The organism is Selenomonas sputigena (assembly GCF_026015965.1).
GTDB lineage: Bacteria > Bacillota > Negativicutes > Selenomonadales > Selenomonadaceae > Selenomonas.
Map to the genome: position 1 here is coordinate 641,595 of NZ_CP110383.1, position 24,205 is coordinate 665,799.

Consider the following 24,205-nt stretch of genomic DNA (forward strand, 5'->3'; position numbering starts at 1 on the left):
ACTTGTTGCAAAATTTCTTCAAAGGCAGTATACTATACATCCAAGCTGGACGGGCTTTTGAAAGTCTTTTCAGCGAGCGCTTCATGTGCATGCCAACGGGGACGTAAAGGTTTCGACGAGGGTAGATGGTGCATGGGCAGCGAGCCGGGGGTTCACCATCCCGTCAGCAAGGTGAAACTTTTATTTAAACATAAAAGCAAACGAAGACTACGCTCTGGCGGCTTGACGCCAGCCTCTGTCCGCTTGGCTCCCGCCTGAGCGGATAAGAGGACAACTGCGGGATACCTGAGAGTTGATTTTCGCAGGCTCAAAAGGGAAATTTTTGCGGAATCGGATGACGGAAGCCTGTCTGCGGGCGTCTGGATTCTTAAATAAAAACACAGACTGCGCTCGGAGAAGCCGATGAAACGATGCTTTCGGACAGGAGTTCGATTCTCCTCGTCTCCACCAGAGGAAAAGCGGCAGAGCCGCTGAAATAAAGAAGAGGACGCTTGCGGCATTCGTACCGCAGACGTCCTCTTTTCGTGTTTGTACATCGGCTTCAGTGATCGACGTGTAGGGGAGAGTCCCTCTGTTCATTCATGGGCATTCTACTTCTTTTTCTTTTCCAACAGGGCAAAGAAATCAGAAATCTCCATCGGCCGGTGGAAGTAGAAGCCTTGGATGTAGTCGCAGCCCGCTTCGAGGACGGTCTGAAGTTCCTGATCTGTCTCGACGCCTTCGACGCAGACCTTTTTGCCAAACTTATGGCAGGAGTAGACGATGCTCGATATGAAGTCGCTGCTGTTTTTGGAATATGCCATTTCTTTCATCAAGCTGCGATCGAGCTTTACGATGTCGGACGGGTGCTTCAAGAGAAGTTCCAAGGAGGAATATCCTGTGCCAAAGTCGTCGAGCGCGAGACGAATGCCGAGGTCGCGGCACGCTTCAATGAAGGTCTGTAAAGTGGCGGGGCTTTCGTTGTAGTTCGTTTCCGTGAGTTCTGCGACGAGATTTTTGCCGTCCATTTCGTGACGGACAAGGGTCTGACGCATGAAGGGCAGGAAGTCGGGGTCGAGCACTTGATGATAACTGACGTTGAAGTTTAGGGAAAAATTTGGATTCGTACGGCGTATGCGCTTGGCATGGATGACTGCCTGTTCGAAGATCCAGCGTCCGACAGCGCGGATTTGTTGAGTGCGCTCCAAGATGGGGATGAATACGGCGGGTGAGATGTTCGTGCCCTCGTGGGACCAGCGGCACAGAAGTTCGCCGCTGACGATGCCGAAACCGTCGGTGGTGACTGTTGGCTGGATGACCGTGCGGAAGTTGGCGCAACCGTGCTCGACATCCTCATTGATGGCGAGCAGGAAACGGCTGAGGTTTTTGCGCGTTTCGAGATTCTTTGAGGAGAAAAGAACATAAGGCTCATCGGGGGATTCTTTTGCGAGATCCAAGAGGCTCAGCATGTTAGCTATGATCTCATCACATGCCGTATCGCTCGGTATGTCCTCCATCAAGGCGAGAGAAGAGGGCGTTTGCACAGCAAGACCGTAGATGGCATAGAGATTCCTCACCGTCAAACTGATGAATTCGAGTATCGTCCTCGGATCTTCAGTGATGCTGGGCGAAAGGATTGCGAGGAAGCGCAGACCGTCGAGGCGGTAGATCAGAAGACCGTCGCGGAAGCGGTTCGTGAGCCCGGCTGCGATGTCCTTGAGGAGTGCGTCGGAATGGCTTCGGCCGTGCATCTCGTTGATTTCGCGGAAGTTGTTCAAGCGGAAGCCTATGAAGGAAAGGGAAGGATATTCCTTCTGCAGTTCCTGCAATTTGATTTCCGCGCCTTTCTCGCGTGCAAATCCTGTGATGGGATCAACGACAAAATCGAGTGCGAGGCGCGAGATGCTGCCGGAGAAGAATAGGGGGTTCTCGCGTGTCGAATCCCATTTGAGGATGCCGCAACAACGAATCCAGAACTCGTTTCCTTTATGATCGGTCACACGGTAGCGCAGATCATGGGTATCGCGCTTGCTTTTGATGATGTCGGCAATGTCCGCTCTGTATGTGGCGAGATCATTGGGACGATGGATTCGACTTTCCCATTTTTTGAGAAAGTTCTTGACAACGTTGCTCTTGAAAGCAAAAGTTTCGCGCATCTGGTCGTTGATGTAGAATAGGTTCGATTGCATGTCGCCGAAGTAGATGTATTGGTCGGCGAGTTCAATGGAATCGAGGAAACTTGGGAAGTCGAAGCGATTCTCTCGAAGGAAGGTGGAGAGAGCTCCCTTGTCGGCATCGGCATCGATTTCTGCAGCAACGCCGCCCGTGCTGCGCAAGAGATCCCTCATGCGGATGATGCGCATTGCAAAGCGCCCGACAAGGTACAACGCTGCTGTGAGATAACGAACTTTTTCCCAATCAGGAACATCGGAGATGATGATGCCTGATGGTTCGCCATCCTTGAAGAGGGGGACAGCGGATAGGGAGTAAAGACCGAGCGAGGTGAAGCACTGGCTGGCAAGAGGGTGTTTAGCAGCAATCGTCTGCGTATCCTTATAGAGAATGCACTTGCCGTTCATCAATTGATCATACGTCAAGGCGACAGCAGCGCGCACGAGGTCGCCCTCAGGCTGCCTGTATGGTTCCATATCATTTGAACTCCAAGTGTAGGCGGGCGTAGAGCGCTCATCCAAGGGTTCGATAATCATGATACGATGCAATGCAAAGATATCGCCCATATACTGAAAGAGCGAGTGGATGCCTTCGTCAGATTCTTCCGTATCGACGATCTTTTTCAAAAAAGCCGCAGAAAGTTCGCTTTTTTCACAGAATTCATCAAGCCATTCCAAAACGGAGTTCATGATTCTTCCCAACTCCTTTGTAGCGTTTTTGGGAATTGCTGATAAATTTAGTACAGCCATCTGGATGCATCTTTTCTGCCTGCTCTGCATCGACAAATCTTCACCGATCTGACAGACTTCGTTTATCAGAGCTCCCTTTACTATATGATGTTATTATACATGAAATCTCACTATTCGTCTATTGTTTATAGGAAAAAAGTTCATGTTTTGGAATTTTTGAATCGCACTTCGTTTTTAAAAGCAGTGCGATGGACTTTGGTGTGTGTTTTCGATCAACCGCGTATTCATGCAGGGAAAAAGAAGCTTTTCGCGAATAAAAAAAGAGCAATAGTTCGACAATAGCAGAAAGGTGATACCTATGCAATATAAAGCTGTGATCTTTGATTTAGACGGTACCCTTGTTGATTCCTTGGCTGATCTTTCGGACAGCGTGAATCTCATGCTGGAAAGTTACGGCTTTCCGACACATGAGATAGAACAGTACCGTTATTTCGTCGGTAATGGCTCGAAAAAGCTCATGGAGCGTACCTTGCCGAGGGATAAGGCGGCGTCCGCCGAATTTGTTGTGGAAGCGCTCGTGAAATACAAGGCGATCTACAAGGAGCGCCTTCTGGAAAAAACGCGTCCCTACAATGGCGTACGGGAACTTCTGGCAGAATTGAAGAGTCGTGGCATTCCCTTGGCAGTCTGCACGAACAAGCATAATGATGCGGCGTTGACCATCGTGAAGATTCTTTTTGCACCTGGTACCTTTGAAGAAGTGCTCGGCGATCGCCCGGGTTTTCCGAAGAAGCCCAATCCTGCGACCCCATTGGAAATCGCTTCACACCTTGGCGTGAAGCCTGATGAGGTGGCTTATTTGGGTGACACCTCGGTTGACATGGAAACCGCTGTGCACGCGGGATTTTTGCCTGTCGGTGTCCTCTGGGGATTCCGTCCCGAAGAGGAACTTGTGAAAAGCGGCGCGAAGGTCTTGCTCAAAGCACCGTTGGAGCTCTTGGAAAAAGTGGAGTTTTGAATAGCTATCGGACGATTGAAGGAAAGAGAAGCAATGAGAAAAGAAATTCCCGTGCAACAGGGCGAAAAATATGAAATCACAATCAAGACCCTTGGCGCGAGCGGCGAGGGCGTGGGGCGTGTCGCCGATTTCACTGTATTTGTGCCTGGCGCTTTGCCTGGCGAGCGCGTGCTCGTGCGTATCGACGAGGTTAAGAAAACGTATGCGCGCGGAAAACTCGTGGAAATCTTGGAGAAAAGTCCTCGGCGCATTTCCCCCGCCTGTCCGATTTACGACTTTTGCGGTGGCTGTCAGCTTCAGCACCTGTCGTATGAGGGGCAGTTGCACTGGAAGCGTCAGCAGGTCGTCGATGCCGTCGAGCACATCGGAAGGCTTCCCGGTATCGAGGTGCTGCCCGTTTTAGGTGCGAAAGAGCCGTGGTTCTATCGCAACAAGATGCAGTTTCCCGTAGGAAGGAAGCGAGGGAAGACGGTCATCGGCTGCTTTGCCAAAGGCTCGCATGACATTATCGATACGAGGGACTGTCGGATTCAAAAGGAAGGTAACAACACCATCGTCAACGTCATGCGCGAGGTCGTCGAGCGTCTGCGTATTCCCATCTATGATGAAGATCGTCACACAGGCATCCTGCGCCACGTCGTCGGCCGTATTGGGGAAAACGGCGAAGCGATGGTCGTGCTCGTCACAGCGACGAAGGATTTGCCTAAGGCGAAAGAAATCATACGGTTTCTTAAGGAGCGCGTGCCAAACCTCAGGAGCGTGCAGCAAAATATTCAGACGTACCGCAATAATGTCATATTGGGGCGCGAGACAAAACTTCTCTGGGGCAAGCCGACGATCCCTGACCGCATCGGCAAACTGCACTTCTCCATCTCCGCACGGTCGTTTTTCCAAGTCAATACGGAACAGGCCGCCGTTCTTTATGAGAAGGCTCTCGAATATGCAGACCTCAATGGAATGGAAACCGTCATCGACGCCTACTGCGGCACAGGTACGATCACGCTCTTCCTCGCACAAAAGGCGCATCGTGTTTATGGCATCGAGATCGTCAAGCCCGCGATCGATGATGCGAAGAAAAATGCGCGTGACAATCGCATAAAAAATACGGTGTTCCTCGTCGGCGACGCCACAAAGCTCATGCCGCGCCTCTATCACGAAAACGTTCATCCCAATGTCATCGTCGTCGACCCGCCGCGCGCTGGCTGTACGGAAACCGTTTTGAAAACCTTCGCCGCCATGCACCCCGACCGAATCGTTTATGTGTCTTGCAATCCCGCAACTTTGGCAAGGGATATGGCATTCTTGGCGACATTGGGATATATGGCGAAAGAAATACAGCCGGTCGATATGTTTCCGCAAACATCGCATGTGGAAACGCTCACGAAACTTATCAGGAAAGATTTGCTGTAAAGAAAAGGCTTCAAATCGAATTGACTGCACTCCAAAATACGGACATGGATAGCGATAAATCGTGATTTCTTTGTTTTGTACCTAGGCGCATGATGCAAGAACTCAGTAAAATCAAGGGTCGAAGGGAATATGTATAATGATAAAAAATGATGTAGCGAGAGATATACCCATCATCCAATGGTATCCGGGCCGAATGGCGAAACGCTGAGTAGAAGCCTTATTTTACTAGGGGATTCGGCGCGTCTTGTCTCCCGATGTAGTGAAATGTCTCCCATTCGTCTCCCAACCTTTTGCGGGAGACGAATGGGAGACATGAGTTTTACAGAACATTTTTCACTTTACTTGATATGATCCGCACTGGTATGGTTTGCATCTCCTGTCGGTTTCCGATGTAGCGGAGCGTCGTGTCGTAATCGGAGTGTCCCGCACGCGCCATGATGTCGTTCGGTGCCGCTTGCGACTCGCCGAGCATGGTGAGATTCGTGTGCCGCATGCAGTGAAAGTCGAAATTATGGACGCCGAGTTCACGGATTCGCTTGCATTGATAGCTCATTGTGCAGGGTTTGATGTACTTGCCGTTCTGCTGCGTGCATATGATATCAATGCGTGGCCCGGGGGCGGGATAGCCTTTTTCCAAAGAGACAATCTTCTTGATGTCGCGCCCCTGATAATCTTTTGCGGGGACGATGTAGTTATAGAAATAATCCTCTCCGTAGTAGAGTTCGTTTTCCGCCTGCTGACGTTTCCATCGCTGAAAGAGCGGAAGGATGACCTGTGCATCGAAAGAGAGTGTTCGGCAGCTGCTGTCGGTCTTCAGGTCGCAGACATAGTGCAGGCTGTGCTTGCCCCGCATGGCGAGGCGCTGGATCTGCTGCGTGATGGCGAGTGTCATGCGTTGCAGATCGCAGTTATCCCACGAGAGACAGATCGTCTCGCCGATCCGCGTACCGAAGTACAGCCCGATGATGAACGGCATGTGGAATGTCGTGCCAAAGGGATGGCGCTGAAAAATCATAGCGAGTTCGTTGTCCTCGATACGACGCCGCGGCTGTCGTTGGCTGAGAGGGGCGAATTCTTTGCCCGGCACATTGATAAGCCGGGCAGGGTTTTCGCGCAGCAGCTCCATTGGGTATATTGCATAGTCGAGAGCCGTGGAGATGTTGCTGAGGATTCGGCTGACCGTTTCGTAAGCATATCCGTCTTTGCGCTTTTGCTGAACAAATTGGTCGATGATGGCCGGTGTGAGAGAAGAGAGGCGGTATTCGCCGAGTGCCGGCTTGATGTGCAGTCGGATGTTCTTCTCGCGCAGCTCCAATGTGTTGTTTCGCGCGGAAAGGCGCGTACGTTCATACCAGATATCCAAGTAGTCTGCAAAGCTGATGCTGGCATCGTTTTTCTTGGTGCCGGCGCCGATGTATGCGTTGTACGCTTCGACGCCTGCGAGCCTTGCGTCCTGCTCTGTGGCATACCCGCCACATTCGCCGCGACAACGTTTGCCGCCGACTTTCGCTTTCTCGAAATAGTACGACCAAGAGGAGCCGCGCTGCTTCACGCGGACGTGATCGAGGGGATTGTTCGATTTTTTTGCCATAATAAAAGCCTCCCTTGAAAATCGGAGGCTAATCCCATATAATATATTCGTGGGTAGATGTGATTAGCCTCACATTTATGCTAAGCCGTCCGGAGGTGGTGCTCCGGGCGGTTTTTTTAATATCTTATCTGAAAATGTTCTTTCAAAGCTTCTTTTACTTTCTTTCGTTCAAATGGGCCATATCCATAGTGTTCATTTAAAAAAGCTAAAACTATATCGTAATGCTTCTTGTTTATTTCTGGTGAAATATAGTCAAACTTAAACTCTGCGCCAGTGTATTCGGCTTTTAGGTGTGAAACGGAACCAGCAAGCATACAGTCAAAAAAGATAGTGTGCGGATGCTTCTTTTCAAAATGAAAATCCGTCAATATGAGTGCATGTGTTGTCATTGTTACATTCTCCTATCTAACATTATATATGTGGCGGTAATACCACTAGAAGGGAATATCGTCGTCTGTCAGGAGTGCATAGTTATAACAAAAAAAGACCTCCGCTAAAGCAGAAGCCTTTTTTGTGTTACGCCGTAACATTTCGGTATTATTTGGGAGTCAAGCCCAATCTATACACATATATTACACGGCTTTTAGTAACATGTCAAGGCTTTCTACTTCTGGCACTCCCTCTGGCACGCCTGCTGATGTCGAAGAGAGCGCTCGATCCTATTTTGCGTTCTTCCAGTCAGGGCCTTGTTTGGTGTGCATTCCCGCAGTGATGTATTGATCGTAAAGCCATTTAGAGCGGTCGCCTACGTATTGCGCAGGTGCGACCCCGATCGAGATGTTATACGTATCAAATAGACTACCGTAGGAATCTTTTGTTGGCATGGTAAATGAGCTGTCGTGGATAACGACATTGGAGGAGTATCGTCTTATCAGTGTGTCCGCCATATCGAGTGCGGCTTTTTTGTTGGTCGCTGGATTCACAACAAGAGCCATCGTGACTTCCTTTTTGTCATGATCCACCTTGATAGAGAGGTCTTTTACCAGTGGGTAGTTTTGTGGATTCTTGAATTCGGCTATTGTGTCCCCTACTGCTTGATTTATCGCAGAGGTGGCCTTTTCCTTGGCTTTTGCTGCCTGTTCAGCCTGTGCTTTCTTTTCGGCTTCTGCTTGTTTATTTGAGGGAGTCTGTGCTTCGGTTTTCGTATTGTTTACAACGTGTTGTTCACTAGTAGTAGGGTAGGATACGTTATTTGATTTGGTTATGGTAAGAAGGATTGCAAATATGATTGTTGCAATAAGATAGATGACAGAGATCTTTTTTCGCTTCCACTCAGGTTTTTTTCCAAATGTTCCCCATGCAGGGTTCACTAGGGATATGAGTAGCATAATCAAACACACGAGATAAACCGCATAAAAGAAATTATGCATAAAAATCATCCTTTCCAATATTAATATTACAACGTCACATTATACATAACGACCTTACCGACGAGCTGCAAGTCCTCGCAGTTGTCGTAGCTGAAAACGATGTCACGATAGGACATATCGCTGCTGTCAGGGCGGAAGATGAACTCTTGGCGCTCTTTGTCGTTGAAAAATCGTTTGACCGTGTAATCGCCGTTATTGCTGACGACCACAATATCGCCATTCTTAATTTGCGGCAGCTCGATTTTTGTGAGCACGGCAATGATTGCGCCGTTACGGATGACGTTGTTCATGCTCTCTCCGTTGACGGGCATAAGAATGATGTTTTTGTTACGTGCGTACCGCCCGAGCATACAATCGGGAACGGTCACGAGCGGCAGATCGGTCAGTCCTTCGATGGTAGTGAGACTTCCTGCAGCGACCGAGGCAGGCACATAACGATAGGCGGAGGAGGGGAGAGCTGCTGGTTCTTCTGCTGGAGTGTCTTCCAGAAAATAGCTTTTCCCTACATCAAAGTAATCGGCTATCTGCTGGATAAGTCCCATTGTTCGCGGCATAGATTTTCCCAACACCCATTTTCCTACGGTACTTTCGGAAACATTGAGGATTTTTGCTAATTCATTTTGATTTAAATCGTGCTCTTTAAGCATTTTTCTAAGGCGTTCGCTAAATAGATCACGCGCTTTTAGCGTCTTGTCAGATAGAGACATCGCTTGTACACCTCCATAGCCTAAGTATAGAATAAAATTCTAGTTTTTGCAATATAAATATAGAAATGTAGAAAAATATTCTTGACACTAGAATCTAATTCTATTATACTGATATCAGAAAAGAAACGGGAGGTGATTATGTTGTTCCCCAAGATATCCCTGAAAGCAGCTCGTGTAAACGCGAATCTCACGTTGTTGGAGGCTGCAAAGCTTTTGGGAGTGGGAAAAGACACTCTTATAAAGTGGGAACGTAATCCAGATCGCGTTCAACCACGTTATCAAAAACGCATATCTAAGGTGTATGAAATGCCTATTGATGTGATTTTTTTTGGGATCTGACTAGAATCTAATTCTATACGCTGATCCTCGCGATCCAGCGGGGCGGCGTAGAGAGGGGGAGGGATGCGGCGTGCAGGTAGATGTCGATCTTTTGCGGAGAACGCTGAAGTTTCACGGACTGACGAATGAGATTGCAGGCAAAGCGCTCGGTGTATCACGAGATGCCTTCCAGCGAAGGCTTCGCGAAAGGTCGTTCCGCATTGATGAGATTCATATGCTCATGCGAACGGTACCACTCACAAAAGACGAGGTGTGGCAAATTTTCTTCAGCGAATGAAAAAGGTAGAGTGCGGTCACACTCTACCTCTTGGAAATCTTATGGCAGGTTACTTCTTGCCGCGCGCGGGGCGCTGTGAAAGTGCACTTCCTGCAGCGGTCTTAGATGCCTTGCTGGTGCGTCCGTCGCGCAACACCTTGGACGCTACACTTGCCGCGCGAGCAGAGGTTACCTTGCTACTATTCGACTTTGCCATGCAGATTCACCTCCTTTATTTAGTATCTATGCAAATTATACTACATATTGTATTGGAAATCAAATATAGATACTAAATATAGGGAATAGAAAAGGAGAGATTTACACCATGAAAACTTACTACTGTGTTACATCATCTGTTGACGACCGTGGCCGCATGACGGCAGCGGTTACGGAATCCATGGAGGCGGAGCAGATGCCCAAAAACACCTGCACGTCGACGCGGCGCAAGGACATCTACAAGGACTGGTTTGAAAGCCGCAAAGAGGCAGAGGATTTCGCCACTGAAGCTCGGAGCGCATAACAGCCGAAACGCCCGCAAGGGCGTCCGCGGGAGATTGCCTACCCGCGCTGATGAGGCAGGCAGAAGCGCCCTGCATAGATGCACGCGGACGCATGGGACGTTAGTCAAAACCGTGCAGGGCGTATTCCTGTAAATTTTATGGAGGTGATACTGCAACAATAAATCGTCGGACGGCTGAGCGTTGTGTGAGGCTAAATCAACGGATCGGAGGTGCAGGGATATGGAGATCGCAGCGATGGAATGTGTCATCGCCAGTGCGATCGAGCGTGCGGCAAGAGCAATGACCGTGGTGCGGGAGCGTCAAACACCAGACGAACTCCTGACGGTGATCGAGGTCGCCAAGGTGCTCGGCGTCGGCAAGAATTACGCAAATATGCTGGTTCAGTCCGGTATCATCCGAGGGATCAAGCTCAACGGCATGAAGGTTCGCCGGCGGGAGCTTGAGCGCTGGATGGAAGAGATGGAGGGGATGGATCTGGAAGATCCTCGGAATCCGGTTCCCATCGAACGAGAGGAGAGACGTGTGGTATGAGAATATACTTGGCGCATCCGTACACAGGCGACGAGGAGAAGAACCGCGAACGTGCGCTGCGGGCGGAGGAGCTGCTGCGCAAAGCAACGCCGCAGACGGCGTTTTACAATCCCGCCGGCAGGCTGTCCGACTCGAAACAGTTTGCAGCGATGTCCTACGCCGGCATCATGGCGCACTGCCTGGGCGAACTCACACGATGCGACGGTATCGTGCTTTGTGGCGACTGGGCAAAGAGCACGGGCTGCCGCATCGAAGCACAGGTGGCACAACGGTTGAGCTTACCGCGCTGGTACGGAGTGGATGCCTACATCAAGATGTGGATGCGCGTCGAGATCGAGGCGCAGTTCGAGGAGGTAGTCTTATGACAGAGACAACACGCATGCAGGAGCTTATCGAGATCTTTTGTGACGCCGATCGACGTCGGGGACTCACAGCGGAGGAGATCGAGCAGTATTGCCCAACCGTCGACGCCGCTGTTGATGCGGTGGGGTGATGGGCGATGAGCCAAGAATCCAAACGCGAGTACGCACGAGAAACGTACCACTGGCGCAAAGAGCACGGTGTTTGCGTGAAATGCGGCAAAGAAGATGCTGAACCAGGAAAGACACTCTGCGCGGAGTGCGCGGAAAAGCAGAGTGTGCACAACAAGAGATACTGGGGCTCACTGGACGCGGAGAAACGGCAGAAAATCATACGGCAGACACGAGAACGGAGTCGCGCGCAAAGGGAGCAGCGCAAGAACCTAGGGCTGTGCGTAATCTGTGGAAAGAAAGCAGCAAAAGGAAAGGCGCACTGCATAGAATGCCTGCTCAAGGAAAGGCGCAGAAACTTTGAGCGGTACAACACAAGGCGCGTGAAGACGGATTTCTCCGAGGGGCTTTGCTGCTGCTGTAACGAGCCCGCCCTGCCCGATAAAAAGTTCTGCAAAAAGCACTACGACATTGCACAACGTCGAGCAGAAAAGGCACGGAAAAGCCAAGACATTACAAAACACACGTGGAAGCAAGACAATCGCTTGATTTTCATCAAACAAAAGAAATAGCCTGCACCGCAAGGGACGCGATACAGGCTGCTCCATTGGAGACCTACAGATTACACCTCCAATGTAGCAAATCAGGGAGGTTATGTCAATGACGAATTGTGAGAAGTTGTATACGTATTATGCAGAGCATCCGAAGGCGACGACGGATGAGGTTATGACGGCGCTGGATTGGGAGCGCCGTCAGGTGACTCGGTACAAGCATCGGCTCAAGGCGCGCGGCTTCATTGATGTGGATCCCGTCGACGGGGTGCGGGCGCTGCGTCCCTACCGCAAGGAGGAGGACAGCGATCCGATCCACGAGTACAAGCAGGATGCGTATCGGCAGGCAGCCGATGCCTGCCTCGATCGGATGCACGCGCTGGAGACGACGATTCCGCAGATGATCGAGCTTATCCGCGAGCTTCGGATGATCTTGAAAGAGATCACCGCAATATAGGGAGGTACAGCATGGCAAAACAGACACTTTTCGATTTGTCGAGCGGGTTCAACAACATTCTCGACCTTGCGCTCGACGACACGATGGATCTCAACGTCTTGGAGGATGGCTTGCAGACGATCGAGGCGGAGCTGACAGTCAAGTGCCAGAACGGCATCGGGCTGATCCGCCACCTTGAGGCGCTGCACGCGGGCATGAAGGCGGAGGCGACGCGACTCACCGCGCAGGCGCGGTTTTTGAAGAACCGCATCGATTCTATCAAGATGTGGTACGCGAAGAATCTTGACGCGATGGGCAAGAGCAAGGTCGCGACGGAGTTCGGCACGATGCGCGTGCAGAACAATCCGCACTCCTATCCGCACGAACTCTGGCAGCGCGACAAGATACCCCCAAAGTATTTCGACGTGGTGCCGGAGCACTTGGAGTTGAACATCGACCGCGTGAAGGATGACCTCAAGGCGAATGTTGAAGTGCCGGGCGCATGGCGTACGCAGACGAGGGGGCTGAGAATCCAGTGAACATCTATGAGAAGCTGCAGGCGGTGCGCGTGGAGCTGGCAAAGCAAGGCATCAAGAAGGGCAAAAAGAACACCTATGCAGGCTACAGCTACTATGAGCTTGCGGACTTTCTGCCGCAGATTCAGGAGCTTTGCCAAAAGCACAAGGTGACGCCAATTTTCACCGTGTCAAGTGACGGGACGTCGGCATTGCTGATAATCCAAGATACAGAGAAGCAGGATGCGAGCTTGGAGTTTTCCATTCCGATGAGTCAGGCGCAGCTCAAGGCGTGTCATCCGGTTCAAAACCTCGGTGCGGTACTGACGTACGAGCGCCGCTATCTCTATATGATCGCCTTCGAGCTTGTCGAGGCCGACGTATTGGAGGCGACAACAGGCGATCCGAAGCAGGCAGTGCAGCAGGCCGCGCCCAAAGGGCAGGAGACGCGGAGTTTCGTTGTGAACACGGACGCCGACCCAAAGACGGAGCTTGAGCGGCTCTGGGCGTTCGTCGGCTGGGATACGAGCGGCATAGAGGAATATATCAACAGTTATGCCGCCCGCAACAAGCGCCCGGCTAATTCCCTGCTCTACGAGAGGATTCTGCATGAGCAGGTTGCCTATATCAAGAGCGAGGCGGAAAAGGGAAATCCGCAGTATGCAGCAATGACACTTGATGATGGAATACCTTTTTGAGGAGGATGTAAAATGAATGTTTCTTTTTTCGGCAGATTGACGCGCGATGCGGAGATCAAGACAGGCAAGAGCGGTGCGAACTTCACGGCATTTACCGTGGCGACGAATGTGCGCGCCAAGGGAAATGACGGCAAGGCGAAGGCGGTCTTCGTCGATGTGACGGCGTTCGGCAAGACGGGCGAGACGATCTGCCAGTATTTCCATAAGGGCAGCCGCATCGTCGTCCATGGCGAGGTGCAGGACATCTCGGCATGGCAGGGCAAGAACGACGGCAGTCTGCACGCGAATGTCAATGTGACGCTGAACGGCTTTGATTTTGTCGATACGCAGGCGGAGAGCCAGCAGCAGGCGCAGGGGAGTTATGCGCCGCCACAGCAGGCAGCGCCGCCTCAGCAGGGCGGCTATGCGTATCAGCCGCCCACGGCACCCGCAGGGTATGCCGGGCAGGCACCGCAGGCGCCGCCTCCTGCACAGGCACAGGCTGCAGCACCTTGGGGCGCACCTCCTGCAGCTGCCGCGATGCCGCCCGCTGCGCCACAGTATCAGTCGGTACCGTATTGAGGTGAGTCGCAATGTTCTCCCTGAGACCTTATCAGGAGCAGTGGATTGAAGATGTCGGCTACGAATTTTCTGCAGGACGGCGGCGCGTCTTGGCCGTCGCTCCCTGCGGCGCGGGCAAGACGGTCATGACGGGGTGGATGGCGCGCGGCACGGCACTTGCCGGACGGCGCGCCATCTTCATGGTGCATCGTCAGGAGCTTATCGAGCAGACGTCTAAGACATTTACGGCGCTCGGCATACGACATGGCATCATCGCAGCGGGAGTGGCGAAGGAGTACGCATTGCCGGTGCAGGTGGCGAGCGTTCAGACGCTCGTGCATCGCTTGGGCGAGGTGCCTGCACCGGATTTTCTCATCTGCGACGAATGCCACCACGTCATAGCCAATACCTACCTGCGCATCCTCGGCGAGTGGCAGGGGGCGCAGGTGCTCGGCGTGACAGCGACGCCGGAGCGCATCGGCGGACGCGGGCTCGGCGATGTGTTTGAGTCGCTCGTGTTGGGGCCGAGCGTCAAGGAGTTGATCGGGCTGGGGAATCTCAGCCCGTATGTTTACTATGCACCGCCTTCGAAGTTCGACAGTTCGCGTGCCAAGGTGAAGTTCGGCGAGTTCGTCCAGAGCGACCTCATGGAGCAGATGGACTCGGCGGACATCATCGGCGGCATCGTCAAGAATTATCAGCAGTATGCACGGGACAAACGCGCGATCTGCTACTGCATCAACCGCGCCCATTCGGAGCATATTGCACGGCTTTTTCGGGAGGCGGGCATCCGCGCCGTGCATGTGGACGGGGAAACGCCGCGCAGGGAGCGGGCACAGGCAATCGAGGATTTCCGTGCTGGCAGGATTCAGATTCTTACGAATGCGGAGCTTTTCGGCGAGGGGTTCGACGTGCCCAAGATGGAGGCGGTCATACTCGCGCGGCCGACAGCGTCATTGACGCTCTATATCCAACAGGCGATGCGCGCCATGCGTCCCGATGCAGACAATCCGGAAAAGCGTGCCGTCATCATCGACCACGTGGGAAATGTGTTCCGTCACGGACTGCCCGACGAGGATCACGAATGGAGTCTGGAAGTCAAGAAGAAGAAACGTCAGATGCGCGAGGCGCCGATCCGCGTCTGCCCCGCGTGCTTCGCGGCGATGCCCATAGGCTCGCGCACCTGCCCGCGCTGCGGCTGCGTCATGCAGGCGCCGGAGCGCACAATCAAAGAAAAAGAGGGCGAACTGGTCAAGATCGAAGAACTGCGGCGCAAAAAAAAGAGGCAGGAGGTCGGGCGTGCGCGGACAATCGCCGAGCTTGAGGAGATTGCAAGAAAGCGCGGCTATTCCATGCGCTGGGTCAGCCGCATGGCTGACATCAAACATATTGAGCGAGGAGCGGTAGAGAATGGCAAACAAAACCGAGCATGAGATACAAAATGAGATTCGTTTGGCCGTGACACGAAAAAGCAAGGCAACGACGCTTTTCCGCGCGAATGTCGGCAAGGCATGGACAGGGAAGAAGGTCGTCTGCTCGGACGACATGATCACGCTGCATGAAGCGCGTCCCTTTACGACGGGACTGCCCATCGGCTTTCCCGATCTCTTCGGACTGAAAAAGGTGAAGATCACGGAAGATATGGTCGGAAAGGAAGTCGCCATGTTCGTATTCCTCGAAGTGAAGCGCCCGGGCGGGCGTGTGATGAAGGCGCAGGAGCGCATGATCGAGCATCTGCAGAGTCTGGGTGCTCGCGGCGGCATCGTTCACTCTGCCGACGAGGCGATCGGCGTGCTTGAGGAAAAGCCTTGAACTGCATGATGGGCGAAAGGGGGCGAGGGGTTGGAGTCACGGGAGTTTTTGGAGCTGCTTTATCAAAGCGCCGAAGGGTATACCTATCTGTGGAAATTGCCGGAGAAGCAGACCGTCAGCTTTTCCCTGGATCAGCTGGACGCCATGACGCGGATGGCGCACGAAGAGGGTGCCGCCTACCGTCGGGACATGTTTTTCTCAGTCGGTATATCTGCAGGAGAATATCCGTCGAATAAACGCGCGAAAAACGAGGACATCATCGCCATCCCTGCGCTCTGGGTAGACATCGACATCGCGGGCGCGGGACATACCGCGAAGAACCTGCCGCCGGACTATGCGTCGGCGCGTGCGCTCCTGCCGGGCGCGATCGATCCGACGGCGATCGTCATGAGCGGGCACGGCATCCACGCCTATTATGTCATGAGAGAGGCGATGCCGACGACGACGGATGCTGAGCGTTCCGAGGCAGTCGATCTCCTGCGCCGCCTGCAGTACGTCGTCCGCGCGAATGCGGATGCGCATGGCTGGACGGTCGACAACACGACGGATCTCGCGCGCGTGCTGCGCCTGCCGGGAACGATGAATTTCAAGGGAGCGCCCGTGGCGTGCGAGGTTGTCGAATACGATGCGGCGCGACTCTACAATCCCGAGGATTTTGACATATTGCCGCCCGTCGAAGAAGCCGCATCGAAGGCTGTGCGCAAAACAAAATTCGAGCGGCGGCAGACTGACGGCGACGCGAAGCTGATGCTCGCAAACTGCGCCTTCCTGCAGCATTTCCAGCAAAACTATAAGACGCTCCCGGAGCCGGTCTGGAAGGCCGCCTGCACGAATCTCATGCGCGGCGTGGGCGGTGAGGATCTCATCGTGCCGCTCGTCAGGGATTGGCTCGGCGATAAGTACAATGAGCAAGAAACGCTGAAGAAGCTCACGCACTATCTTGATGACTGCCAACCGCAGACCTGCACGCATATCAAAACGGAACTGGGCTTTCAAGGCTGCTCCGACTGCCCCGGCGTAAAATCGCCGTGCGCGTGGTCGCTCGGCAAGGTGCCGCAGGCGATCGCGAAGATTCGTGAAATTACGTTGCCGGATGTCGAAAACACGCTGAATGAGGAAATCCTTGGGGCGCTCGCGCTCGTCAATCGAGAAAACGGCTTGGAATATGCACGCTTCAAGGAACGCTGCAAGGGCAGGGTCAATCTGAATGATTTGCAGCGCGAAGTGAAGCGTATGCAGGCGAAGCAGGCTGGGCTCTCAGTGGTCGAGGGCGGCGCCGCAGAAGCAGGGCAAAGGCTCGGCGATGTGACGACGCGCTCGATCTTGCCGGACACGCCGCTCGATCTCATCGTGCCGCCGAATTTTTCCTACAGCGCGAACGGCATATACGAGGTGCGGATGACGGACGCGGGAGAGGTGCAGCGGCTCGCTGCAGGTGCTCCTGTCATCATCTCGGAAAAGCAGTACAACATCGACACGCAGGCGGAGAAGGTGCAGATTTCCTTCCGCTATTACGGCCGTTGGATGCACGCGGTATGCAAGCGTTCGGAGGTGTTTTCCGCACGCGGCATCCTTGCGCTCGCCGATCGCGGTCTCAATACGTCGAGCGAGGCGGCGAAATACCTGGTCAAATACCTGCAGGTGCTCGAAGCCGCCAACCCGGACATTCCGCTCGTCCATGCCGTGTCAAAGATTGGCTGGCGTCCCGATGGATTGACCGAGTTTGTCATCCCTTCGTCGAGCAAGTACCGCGTCGACATGGACGACGACGGCGAGCTCTCTGCAGCATTCACGCAGGGCGGGACGCTTGACGAGTGGAAGCGGGCGGCCGAGGCGATCCGATTTCATCCGTTCGCCCGCTTCGCCTTGGCGGCGGCGTTCGCCGCTCCGCTCCTCAAGATCTGCAAGAACCGCAATTTCATGATTTATTTCTGGGGCACGTCGGGCGGCGGCAAGACGGCGGCGCAGCGCTTCGCGCTCTCGGTCTGGGGCAATCCGAAGCGACTCATGAAATCGTTCTACGGGACGACGAACGGGCTTGAGCGCGCCGCCGAGTACAGCAACGATTTCCCGCTCGTCATCAATGAGCGCCAGGTCATGATGGGCAACAACAAGCAGGAATCCTTGGAGAGTCTCGTCTATATGCTTGAGGGCGGTCATGGCAAGGTGCGTGCGAGCAAGTTCGGCATCCGCAAGACCGCCACATGGCGTACGATCGCGATGGCGTCGGGCGAGGAGCCGCTGTCAAAGGAGTCGAGCATCCAGGGCGTCAAGACGCGCCTCATTGAGCTGAACGTCTATCCCGTACTGCCGGAGATGGTCGCCAAGATGGTCTATGCGATGGATGAGGAGCAGCACGGCACTGCCGGCAGGGCGTTTGTTGAGCGGCTTCTGCAGGAGGCGTCGACGGCGTATGCGGAGATTCTTGCGGCGCGTCAGGCGCTGATCGCAAGGCTTCGGACGGATTATCCCGAGCACTTCGAGCCGCACATCGACAACGTGGCGACGGTCGCCATCGCGGACATGCTTTCGAGCCTGTGGCTTTTCGGCGAGCCGTCCGAGACGGCGCAGCAGGAGGCGTACGATATGGCTGCCGCCATCATGGCGGAGCTGCCGACGAGGATCGAGATATCCGATACGCAGCGTGCGTGGGACTTCGTGGAGGCGTGGCTTGTGAGTAACTGGCAGCATTTCAGCAATGACAACGGTTATGAAGCGCGCGCCAAACTGTCGCCGGAATACGGCTTCATCCGCAACGGCTATATCAACGTCTATCCGATATATCTGCGCGATGCGCTCGATGGGGCGGGGTTTGCGTCCAACAAGTTTTTAAAAGAGCTTGCCGAGACCGGGCTGATCTGCTCGACGCCCGAAAAGGGCAGGCGAAGATTTACGAAGAGGGTCAGCTATGGTGGGGCGAAGATTCATGTCGTACAGATTCCACAAAGAGAGGAGCGCTTGTTATGAATTTGCGGGAACTATGGGAACTCTGTGGGAACTCCTGTGGGAACTGGAAAAATCGAGGTTTTGCAAGGGTTTGCGGTATATATAAGAGAGAGTTCCCACAGTTCCCTCATAATATATATATACTAGATGCATACCCTTACCCTATGTATATATAGGGTATAAGGGGGGGTATAAAAATTTATATATATATGTCAAATTTTGTGGGAACTGTGGGAACTATTGCCCTCAAACCCTTGCGGCTCTAAGGCTCAAGCAGTTCCCGCAAGTGTCAAAAATCGCGGTACCGTCGCGGGAACTGTACGCTTTTTTGGGAACTCTTGTAAATTTGGAGGCGTTGATATGGGATATTTTGAGCACGTGCAGCGCAAGACGGAGGAAACGAAGCCGTATGCGTCTGTTGCGTCCATGGTTGAGCGCGTCGAGCGACGTGCGTATGAGGCGCTGAGTCCGAAGGAGCAGCAGGCGACGGAATATGCATGTGTTGATCCTTATGTCGTGATGAGTCCGCAGGATTCGGCGCTCTGGGTCGTGGCGCTGACCAAGGCGCGGGAAATGGACAAGGAATTTTATGTGCGGCTCTACTACATGCGCGGACTCGGCACGCAGCTCGTACGTCATCAGCGATGGGGGTATGTGCTGCGTCCGCTCATCACAGGAGACAGCGCGAACGGATGGCTGAATCAGGCGGCATACGAGGAGGAAAAACGATGCTTAGAGCCATACGCGCAGCAGCTCATACAGCTCTTGCAGATGTTGGCGTATGGCAGTGATGCATAAGTGAGGAGGATGAACAGATGCGACACGGAGGACAGAGGAGCAGGAGGTTTATGCGCCGGCTTATGGAGCGTATGGCGCAAAAGCGATTGATTGCATTAGGGCGCGAGGTAGAGCGCCGCGAGAGGCAGAAGCGGGAGGTGCGCGATGGAGCTGATCGTAGATAATTTTGCTGGAGGTGGTGGTGCGTCGACAGGTATTGAGCTTGCGACGGGGCGGAACGTCGATATTGCCATCAACCACGACCCTGCCGCGATCGCAATGCACAGAGCCAATCATCCTGCGTCAAAACATTACTGTGAGAATGTCTGGGATGTTGATCCGGTCGAGGCGTGCGGTGGCCGTCCTGTAGGATTGGCGTGGTTCTCGCCGGACTGCAAGCACTTTAGTAAGGCGAAGGGCGGCAAGCCTGTCGAGAAAGCCATCCGGGGGCTTGCGTGGGTGGCAATCCGATGGGCGAAATTGGTGCGGCCGCGCATCATCATCCTGGAAAACGTCGAGGAGTTTACGACATGGGGCCCGCTCGTTGATAATCGCCCTGACCCATCGCGCAAGGGGCAGACGTTTCGGCGGTTTGTCCATGCGCTCAAACGATACGGGTATCAGGTGGACTGGCGGGAGCTTAGAGCTTGCGACTATGGAGCGCCGACGATACGCAAGAGGTTTTTCCTTATTGCTCGATGCGATGGGCGGGCGATAAGATGGCCGGAGCCGACGCATGGGGATCCGTCTACACTGTTTGTGACGGGCGGGGCATTACGGCCATGGCGGACGGCGGCGGAAATCATTGACTGGTCTATCCCGTGCCCGAGTATCTTTACCCGCAAAAGGCCGCTTTGTGGCAACACGATGAGGCGCATTGCACGCGGGCTAAAAAAGTTTGTCCTCGACAATCCAGAACCGTACATCGTGGACAAGAGGCTGGCACCGCTGCTCATACAATATCACGGCGAGCAATCAGGCAAGGAGGTGCGAGGGCAGGCGATTGACCGTCCGCTTATGACGGCAGATGCGTCCAATCGTTACGGGCTGGTGACGGCATTTATCAGCAAGTATTTTGCAGGAGGCTACCAAAGCGCCGGGGCTGATGTAACGGTGCCTCTGCCGACAGTGACCAGCATAGATCATAATGCGCTTGTTGAGGCATTCTTGGTCAAATATTACGGTCAAGGCGAAGGGCAGTCTCTTACAGATCCGCTGCATACAATCACTGCAAAAGACCATTTCGGACTTGTCGTTGTGCGCGGAGAGATGTATCAGATCGTGGATATCGGTATGCGGATGCTCACGCCGCGCGAGTTATTTAATGCGCAGGGATTTCCGCCGGACTACATCATCGACCGCGATGCAGATGGCAAGAGTTATCCAAAATCGGCGCAAGTCGCAAGGTGCGGCAATGCAGTCCCGCCGCCCTTTGCCGAGGCGCTTGTACGAGCTAATCTGCCGGAGATGTGCAATAAGAGCGAGTGCGTGAGTGCATAGACTGGATGAGGCGGATGTGTGAGGAGGAGGAGGAGGAAGATGAGCGAGGCGAATGCGAAATCCTATGAAAATCTAGCGAACGCCATCATTTTGTTGGCAGTCAGTGACTACCGAGCCGCAAAGAAGAGACTGCGGGGATTTCCGACGAGTAGAGATGCGCTTGCAACGTGCAGAGAGGTGAGACGGTTTTTCCTGTCGGCGTATTTCGGAAATCTGACAAAACTGGATGGGAGATTGCTGCTGGAACAGCTGGACAAGGAGGCGGAAGCTTGAACGACACGAAACAGGCGAAGGCGTATCTCTGGCGGGTGCGTGATGCGGAGCGCGAACTGAAACGTCTGGAAGAGGAGTACGAACAAGCCAAGTCAGATATTCTGCATCTCAAGGCGATGGAGTACGACAAGGACAAGGTCAGTAACTCGCGCATCGGAGACTTGTCGGACGCGATTGCGGCGTTGGAGGGATATGCGGAGCGCATCGCCAAGCAGTGGGACAAGCTGATCGCGTTGCGCGAGGATGCTAAGGCACGGATTGAGCAGATCGAGGACGGGCGATACCGTGATGTGCTGGTGCGTCGGTATTTGCAGGGGCAGTCCTGGGAGTGGATTGCAGCGGGGATGGGGTACGATTACCGATATACGCTGAAGCTGCACGGGCTGGCGCTGGCGGCATTCGCCACGACAAAGACACAGAAAGACATAGAAAGACACATGCGACCTGTGATATAGTATAAGCTGAGAATCGAGGGTGCTGCAGGAGCGGCGCCCTTTTTATATGCAGAGGTGAGGCGCATGACGTTGAGAGACTATCTGCTTTGTCGCAGGGCGCAGAAGCAGTGTAGTACGCCAGTGCGTCCGAAGAAGAAACACAAGACAGGGAGTCGTAGGAAAAGCGTAAAAAGCAAATGAACCGCCTTGGGGCTGGTCTCCAGTCTAGTTTTTTTTGTGGAAAGATACCCCCGGGGATGCAGGTACTACAAGGGTTCACGGGCTACACGGGTCTGCGAGTCCCGAAAAGTGTCCCGATGAAAATGAAAAAAAGTATCCGTCAACCCGTTAAATGGAGGAGTGGTCAAAATGAGGTGAGCGTGTGGCGAAAGAGAATCCTGACAAATTTATTTACAGTACGCAGGATGCAGCAGAATTCTTCGGCGTCCATCGCGACACCATGACGGATTGGGCGAACCATGGCGCTCCGAAAGAGGGGCGAGGAAAATGGAATATCAAGGCGGTCATGGAATGGCGATTCAAGACGGATTCGAGACCAGGCGAAGAGTCGGCTGTAATCCGCAAACTGAAAGCCGAAGCAGACCTGAAAGAAATCAAGAAGCAGCAGGAAGCTATCCGCCTCGCCGTGCAGGAAGGGAAGTACATCTCGATTGAGCAGACGTCGCGCGACCTTGCACGGCTTTTTACGTCGCTCAAGAACAAGCTGCTTGCCATCGGGCATAAGGTTGCGGTGGAGGTAAATGGGCTGGATCCCGAGGTCGCCGCATTGGCAAACGGCGTTATCGAGGACTGTATCCGCGAAGCTTTGGAACAGCTTGCAGAAGGAGGCGTGTATGGCAGAAAGAAATAAGGCGTTTCCCGAATACATCCGGAAAGCCTTTGACGCTTTTCGCCCGCCGGAGCGCCTGACCGTTTCGGAGTGGGCGGACAAGTATCGCATCCTCTCCGAGAAAGACAGCGCTGCGCCGGGGTTGTGGCGCACGGATCGGACGCCGTATCTCAAGGAGCCGATGGATGCTTTCAACGACCGCGCTGTAAAAGACATCACATTCGTCGCCGGGACGCAGCTCGGCAAGACTGTCATGGAGCAGAACATGATCGGCTTTGCCATCGCACAAGACCCGGGACCGATGCTCATCGTTTACCCGACGGACAAACTCGCCGAGTTTACGAGCGTGAACCGACTGCAGCCCATGCTTGAGCTGTCCGATCCGTTGCGCACGCGTTGGGACAAGCAGGGGAGTGAGCGGCTGGAACTTCGATTCGAGCAGATGTATATCGCGCTCGTCGGGGCGAACAGCCCGTCGAACCTCGCGAGCCGCCCTGCCCGGTATGTGTTCTTCGATGAGATCGACAAATTCCCGCGCTGGTCGGGAAATGAAGCGAGTCCGATCGCTCTTGCAGAGGAGCGCACGAAGACCTTTTGGAACAAGAAAATCGTTAAAGTGTCCTCTCCGACGCTCAAGACGGGAAACATCTGGCAGAGCTGGGAGAATGCCGGCGCACAATATCGCTATTTTGTCCCCTGCCCGCACTGTGGCGCTTATCAGGAGTTCGTTTTCAGGCAGCTCAAATGGCCGGAGGGCGCTACGGCAGAAATGGCGCGCTATGCGACCTACTATGAATGCGTGCGTTGTAAGGAGCATATTGACGATCGCCATAAGATGCAGATGCTTCGTCAAGGAGAGTGGCGGCGCATCAATAAGGGTAGTGGCAAAGTGCAGAGCGTCGCGTATCATCTCAATTCGATTTATTCGCCGTGGGTGACATTCGGCGACGTGGCGGCCAAATTTCTTGGGGCGAAAGATTTCCCCGAAGAACTCATGAACTTTATCAACTCCTGGCTTGCCGAGCCATGGGAAGGCAAGAGCGGCAAAATGAAATCCGATGTTGTCATGGAAAAGGCGCTGCCGTATGAACGCGGGCAGATGCCGGAGGCGGCGCAGCTCCTGACATGTGGAATCGACGTGCAGCTTGACCATTTCTGGTATGCCGTGCGGGCTTGGGGGCCACACTTGACGTCATGGCTTGTCGATTGGGGGCGTGTGGAGACGTGGGCAGACATCGAGACGGTCATCAACCGCAACTATGCGGACACAAACGGCGTCATCCGCAGCGTCAATCTCGCCTGCATTGACTCGGGATACAACACAGATGACGTGTATAACTTCTGCGCGCAGCACATGGACGTCCTCGTGCCGACGAAAGGCTCCAGCTTTCCCCTGAAATCTCGCTATAACGTGACCATCCTCGACAAGCGAGCGGCGGGATTCGGTTTGCGGCTCTATATCATGGATCCGAACCAGATGAAGGATTTCATTGCCTCGCGCATGATGATTGACGCGGGAGCGCGCGGAAGCTGGAACGTCTGCCGCGATATCGAACGCGAGTACGCCGACCAGATTTGCGCAGAGCAGCGCGTCGAACAGCGTGATAAGAAGGGGCGCGTCTCTGTGGTCTGGAAGAAGATCAGCAGTCATGCAGCGAACCATCTGCTCGACTGCGAGACGAACAACACGCTTGCGGCGGAGATCATGGGCGTGCGCTACTTAATGGAGCAGGAAGATGAGCCGCAAGAGGAAACGAACGGGGAGAAAGACGATTGGATTGGCGCTGGAGAGAATTGGCTTTAAGGCTGAGAGGAGGTGA

The 24,205-nt window shown here is 53.8% G+C and carries 27 protein-coding genes and 2 other RNA genes; 24 read left to right on the forward strand and 5 right to left on the reverse strand.

The window, feature by feature from the left end:
• Positions 1 to 97 precede the first annotated feature (97 nt).
• Positions 98 to 450: a transfer-messenger RNA gene (gene ssrA, locus OL236_RS03090) on the forward strand.
• 140 nt (positions 451 to 590) lie between these two features.
• On the opposite strand, the gene OL236_RS03095 is transcribed toward ssrA, so the two are convergent.
• On the reverse strand, positions 591 to 2,777 hold the full coding sequence (locus OL236_RS03095) for an EAL domain-containing protein (protein WP_265071267.1): 2,187 nt from the start codon (positions 2,775 to 2,777) through the stop codon (positions 591 to 593).
• A 421-nt stretch (positions 2,778 to 3,198) separates the two neighbouring features.
• Between OL236_RS03095 and OL236_RS03100 the strand changes: the two genes are divergently transcribed.
• Positions 3,199 to 3,858 carry an HAD family hydrolase gene (locus OL236_RS03100; RefSeq protein WP_265071268.1) on the forward strand — a complete coding sequence of 220 codons (660 nt, stop codon included), beginning with the start codon at positions 3,199 to 3,201 and terminating at the stop codon, positions 3,856 to 3,858.
• A 33-nt stretch (positions 3,859 to 3,891) separates the two neighbouring features.
• On the forward strand, positions 3,892 to 5,268 hold the full coding sequence (gene rlmD / locus OL236_RS03105; protein WP_265071269.1) for a 23S rRNA (uracil(1939)-C(5))-methyltransferase RlmD: 1,377 nt from the start codon (positions 3,892 to 3,894) through the stop codon (positions 5,266 to 5,268).
• A 319-nt stretch (positions 5,269 to 5,587) separates the two neighbouring features.
• Here the strand turns inward: rlmD and OL236_RS03110 are convergent, their stop codons facing one another.
• The 4 genes from OL236_RS03110 to OL236_RS03125 all read right to left on the reverse strand — a co-directional run bounded on the left by OL236_RS03110 (position 5,588) and on the right by OL236_RS03125 (position 8,936).
• A complete protein-coding gene (locus OL236_RS03110) occupies positions 5,588 to 6,859 on the reverse strand; it encodes a tyrosine-type recombinase/integrase (protein WP_265071270.1) in 1,272 nt (423 codons plus the stop codon).
• A gap of 116 nt (positions 6,860 to 6,975) precedes the next feature.
• Positions 6,976 to 7,248 carry a hypothetical protein gene (locus OL236_RS03115; RefSeq protein ID WP_265071271.1) on the reverse strand — a complete coding sequence of 91 codons (273 nt, stop codon included), beginning with the start codon at positions 7,246 to 7,248 and terminating at the stop codon, positions 6,976 to 6,978.
• A 270-nt stretch (positions 7,249 to 7,518) separates the two neighbouring features.
• Positions 7,519 to 8,229, reverse strand: a complete 711-nt coding sequence (locus OL236_RS03120) for a hypothetical protein (protein ID WP_265071272.1) — start codon at positions 8,227 to 8,229, stop codon at positions 7,519 to 7,521.
• A gap of 26 nt (positions 8,230 to 8,255) precedes the next feature.
• Positions 8,256 to 8,936, reverse strand: a complete 681-nt coding sequence (locus tag OL236_RS03125; RefSeq protein ID WP_265071273.1) for an XRE family transcriptional regulator — start codon at positions 8,934 to 8,936, stop codon at positions 8,256 to 8,258.
• A gap of 138 nt (positions 8,937 to 9,074) precedes the next feature.
• Between OL236_RS03125 and OL236_RS03130 the strand changes: the two genes are divergently transcribed.
• The 21 genes from OL236_RS03130 to OL236_RS03230 all read left to right on the forward strand — a co-directional run bounded on the left by OL236_RS03130 (position 9,075) and on the right by OL236_RS03230 (position 24,189).
• Entirely contained in the window at positions 9,075 to 9,275 is a 201-nt protein-coding gene (locus tag OL236_RS03130; RefSeq protein ID WP_265071274.1) for a helix-turn-helix transcriptional regulator, read from the forward strand.
• A gap of 70 nt (positions 9,276 to 9,345) precedes the next feature.
• Positions 9,346 to 9,552 carry a hypothetical protein gene (locus OL236_RS03135; RefSeq protein ID WP_265071275.1) on the forward strand — a complete coding sequence of 69 codons (207 nt, stop codon included), beginning with the start codon at positions 9,346 to 9,348 and terminating at the stop codon, positions 9,550 to 9,552.
• Between the two features lie 304 nt (positions 9,553 to 9,856).
• On the forward strand, positions 9,857 to 10,051 hold the full coding sequence (locus OL236_RS03140; protein WP_265071276.1) for a hypothetical protein: 195 nt from the start codon (positions 9,857 to 9,859) through the stop codon (positions 10,049 to 10,051).
• Between the two features lies 1 nt (position 10,052).
• Positions 10,053 to 10,116: hammerhead ribozyme type II (locus OL236_RS03145), an RNA gene on the forward strand.
• Between the two features lie 155 nt (positions 10,117 to 10,271).
• Positions 10,272 to 10,583 carry a helix-turn-helix domain-containing protein gene (locus tag OL236_RS03150; protein ID WP_265071277.1) on the forward strand — a complete coding sequence of 104 codons (312 nt, stop codon included), beginning with the start codon at positions 10,272 to 10,274 and terminating at the stop codon, positions 10,581 to 10,583.
• Entirely contained in the window at positions 10,580 to 10,948 is a 369-nt protein-coding gene (locus OL236_RS03155) for a DUF4406 domain-containing protein (protein ID WP_265071278.1), read from the forward strand. Before OL236_RS03150 ends, OL236_RS03155 begins: the two co-directional genes overlap by 4 nt.
• On the forward strand, positions 10,945 to 11,076 hold the full coding sequence (locus OL236_RS03160; protein WP_265071279.1) for a hypothetical protein: 132 nt from the start codon (positions 10,945 to 10,947) through the stop codon (positions 11,074 to 11,076). The genes OL236_RS03155 and OL236_RS03160 overlap by 4 nt, the downstream gene beginning before the upstream one ends.
• Before the next feature lie 6 nt (positions 11,077 to 11,082).
• The gene (locus OL236_RS03165; RefSeq protein WP_265071280.1) at positions 11,083 to 11,625 is read left to right on the forward strand and encodes a hypothetical protein; all 543 of its coding nucleotides are present in this window, start codon (positions 11,083 to 11,085) and stop codon (positions 11,623 to 11,625) included.
• Between the two features lie 88 nt (positions 11,626 to 11,713).
• Complete coding sequence (locus OL236_RS03170) at positions 11,714 to 12,061, forward strand: hypothetical protein (protein WP_265071281.1); 348 nt, start codon at positions 11,714 to 11,716, stop codon at positions 12,059 to 12,061.
• A gap of 11 nt (positions 12,062 to 12,072) precedes the next feature.
• The gene (locus OL236_RS03175) at positions 12,073 to 12,579 is read left to right on the forward strand and encodes a siphovirus Gp157 family protein (protein ID WP_265071282.1); all 507 of its coding nucleotides are present in this window, start codon (positions 12,073 to 12,075) and stop codon (positions 12,577 to 12,579) included.
• A complete protein-coding gene (locus tag OL236_RS03180; RefSeq protein WP_265071283.1) occupies positions 12,543 to 13,253 on the forward strand; it encodes an ERF family protein in 711 nt (236 codons plus the stop codon). The genes OL236_RS03175 and OL236_RS03180 overlap by 37 nt, the downstream gene beginning before the upstream one ends.
• A gap of 12 nt (positions 13,254 to 13,265) precedes the next feature.
• Entirely contained in the window at positions 13,266 to 13,814 is a 549-nt protein-coding gene (locus OL236_RS03185) for a single-stranded DNA-binding protein (protein ID WP_265071284.1), read from the forward strand.
• Positions 13,815 to 13,825: 11 nt separating this feature from the next.
• Positions 13,826 to 15,226, forward strand: coding sequence for a DEAD/DEAH box helicase (locus OL236_RS03190; RefSeq protein ID WP_265071285.1), 1,401 nt, complete (start codon positions 13,826 to 13,828; stop codon positions 15,224 to 15,226).
• On the forward strand, positions 15,204 to 15,605 hold the full coding sequence (locus tag OL236_RS03195) for a VRR-NUC domain-containing protein (RefSeq protein ID WP_265071286.1): 402 nt from the start codon (positions 15,204 to 15,206) through the stop codon (positions 15,603 to 15,605). The genes OL236_RS03190 and OL236_RS03195 overlap by 23 nt, the downstream gene beginning before the upstream one ends.
• Positions 15,606 to 15,653: 48 nt before the next feature.
• The gene (locus tag OL236_RS03200) at positions 15,654 to 18,572 is read left to right on the forward strand and encodes a DUF927 domain-containing protein (protein ID WP_265071287.1); all 2,919 of its coding nucleotides are present in this window, start codon (positions 15,654 to 15,656) and stop codon (positions 18,570 to 18,572) included.
• Between the two features lie 339 nt (positions 18,573 to 18,911).
• Positions 18,912 to 19,349 (forward strand): hypothetical protein, encoded by a 438-nt coding sequence (locus tag OL236_RS03205; protein WP_265071288.1) that lies wholly within the window; start codon positions 18,912 to 18,914, stop codon positions 19,347 to 19,349.
• A 144-nt stretch (positions 19,350 to 19,493) separates the two neighbouring features.
• On the forward strand, positions 19,494 to 20,828 hold the full coding sequence (locus OL236_RS03210; protein WP_265071289.1) for a DNA cytosine methyltransferase: 1,335 nt from the start codon (positions 19,494 to 19,496) through the stop codon (positions 20,826 to 20,828).
• A gap of 39 nt (positions 20,829 to 20,867) precedes the next feature.
• Entirely contained in the window at positions 20,868 to 21,101 is a 234-nt protein-coding gene (locus OL236_RS03215; RefSeq protein ID WP_265071290.1) for a hypothetical protein, read from the forward strand.
• Entirely contained in the window at positions 21,098 to 21,556 is a 459-nt protein-coding gene (locus tag OL236_RS03220; protein ID WP_265071291.1) for a hypothetical protein, read from the forward strand. Before OL236_RS03215 ends, OL236_RS03220 begins: the two co-directional genes overlap by 4 nt.
• Before the next feature lie 361 nt (positions 21,557 to 21,917).
• Complete coding sequence (locus tag OL236_RS03225; protein ID WP_265071292.1) at positions 21,918 to 22,406, forward strand: hypothetical protein; 489 nt, start codon at positions 21,918 to 21,920, stop codon at positions 22,404 to 22,406.
• The gene (locus OL236_RS03230) at positions 22,390 to 24,189 is read left to right on the forward strand and encodes a phage terminase large subunit family protein (protein WP_265071293.1); all 1,800 of its coding nucleotides are present in this window, start codon (positions 22,390 to 22,392) and stop codon (positions 24,187 to 24,189) included. The genes OL236_RS03225 and OL236_RS03230 overlap by 17 nt, the downstream gene beginning before the upstream one ends.
• Positions 24,190 to 24,205: the final 16 nt, after the last annotated feature.

What these genes read in the sequence shown, in the direction of transcription:
- rlmD (WP_265071269.1), top strand. Translation starts at nt 3,892, where the DNA reads ATGAGAAAAGAAATTCCCGTGCAACAGGGCGAAAAATATGAAATCACA.
- OL236_RS03115 (WP_265071271.1), bottom strand. Translation starts at nt 7,248, where the DNA reads ATGACAACACATGCACTCATATTGACGGATTTTCATTTTGAAAAGAAG.
- OL236_RS03205 (WP_265071288.1), top strand. Translation starts at nt 18,912, where the DNA reads ATGGGATATTTTGAGCACGTGCAGCGCAAGACGGAGGAAACGAAGCCG.
- OL236_RS03215 (WP_265071290.1), top strand. Translation starts at nt 20,868, where the DNA reads ATGAGCGAGGCGAATGCGAAATCCTATGAAAATCTAGCGAACGCCATC.
- OL236_RS03130 (WP_265071274.1), top strand. Translation starts at nt 9,075, where the DNA reads ATGTTGTTCCCCAAGATATCCCTGAAAGCAGCTCGTGTAAACGCGAAT.
- OL236_RS03195 (WP_265071286.1), top strand. Translation starts at nt 15,204, where the DNA reads ATGGCAAACAAAACCGAGCATGAGATACAAAATGAGATTCGTTTGGCC.
- OL236_RS03210 (WP_265071289.1), top strand. Translation starts at nt 19,494, where the DNA reads ATGGAGCTGATCGTAGATAATTTTGCTGGAGGTGGTGGTGCGTCGACA.
- OL236_RS03155 (WP_265071278.1), top strand. Translation starts at nt 10,580, where the DNA reads ATGAGAATATACTTGGCGCATCCGTACACAGGCGACGAGGAGAAGAAC.
- OL236_RS03140 (WP_265071276.1), top strand. Translation starts at nt 9,857, where the DNA reads ATGAAAACTTACTACTGTGTTACATCATCTGTTGACGACCGTGGCCGC.
- OL236_RS03100 (WP_265071268.1), top strand. Translation starts at nt 3,199, where the DNA reads ATGCAATATAAAGCTGTGATCTTTGATTTAGACGGTACCCTTGTTGAT.
- OL236_RS03190 (WP_265071285.1), top strand. Translation starts at nt 13,826, where the DNA reads ATGTTCTCCCTGAGACCTTATCAGGAGCAGTGGATTGAAGATGTCGGC.
- OL236_RS03160 (WP_265071279.1), top strand. Translation starts at nt 10,945, where the DNA reads ATGACAGAGACAACACGCATGCAGGAGCTTATCGAGATCTTTTGTGAC.
- OL236_RS03170 (WP_265071281.1), top strand. Translation starts at nt 11,714, where the DNA reads ATGACGAATTGTGAGAAGTTGTATACGTATTATGCAGAGCATCCGAAG.
- OL236_RS03125 (WP_265071273.1), bottom strand. Translation starts at nt 8,936, where the DNA reads ATGTCTCTATCTGACAAGACGCTAAAAGCGCGTGATCTATTTAGCGAA.
- OL236_RS03175 (WP_265071282.1), top strand. Translation starts at nt 12,073, where the DNA reads ATGGCAAAACAGACACTTTTCGATTTGTCGAGCGGGTTCAACAACATT.
- OL236_RS03165 (WP_265071280.1), top strand. Translation starts at nt 11,083, where the DNA reads ATGAGCCAAGAATCCAAACGCGAGTACGCACGAGAAACGTACCACTGG.
- OL236_RS03110 (WP_265071270.1), bottom strand. Translation starts at nt 6,859, where the DNA reads ATGGCAAAAAAATCGAACAATCCCCTCGATCACGTCCGCGTGAAGCAG.
- OL236_RS03180 (WP_265071283.1), top strand. Translation starts at nt 12,543, where the DNA reads ATGGCGTACGCAGACGAGGGGGCTGAGAATCCAGTGAACATCTATGAG.
- OL236_RS03150 (WP_265071277.1), top strand. Translation starts at nt 10,272, where the DNA reads ATGGAGATCGCAGCGATGGAATGTGTCATCGCCAGTGCGATCGAGCGT.
- OL236_RS03230 (WP_265071293.1), top strand. Translation starts at nt 22,390, where the DNA reads ATGGCAGAAAGAAATAAGGCGTTTCCCGAATACATCCGGAAAGCCTTT.
- OL236_RS03185 (WP_265071284.1), top strand. Translation starts at nt 13,266, where the DNA reads ATGAATGTTTCTTTTTTCGGCAGATTGACGCGCGATGCGGAGATCAAG.
- OL236_RS03120 (WP_265071272.1), bottom strand. Translation starts at nt 8,229, where the DNA reads ATGCATAATTTCTTTTATGCGGTTTATCTCGTGTGTTTGATTATGCTA.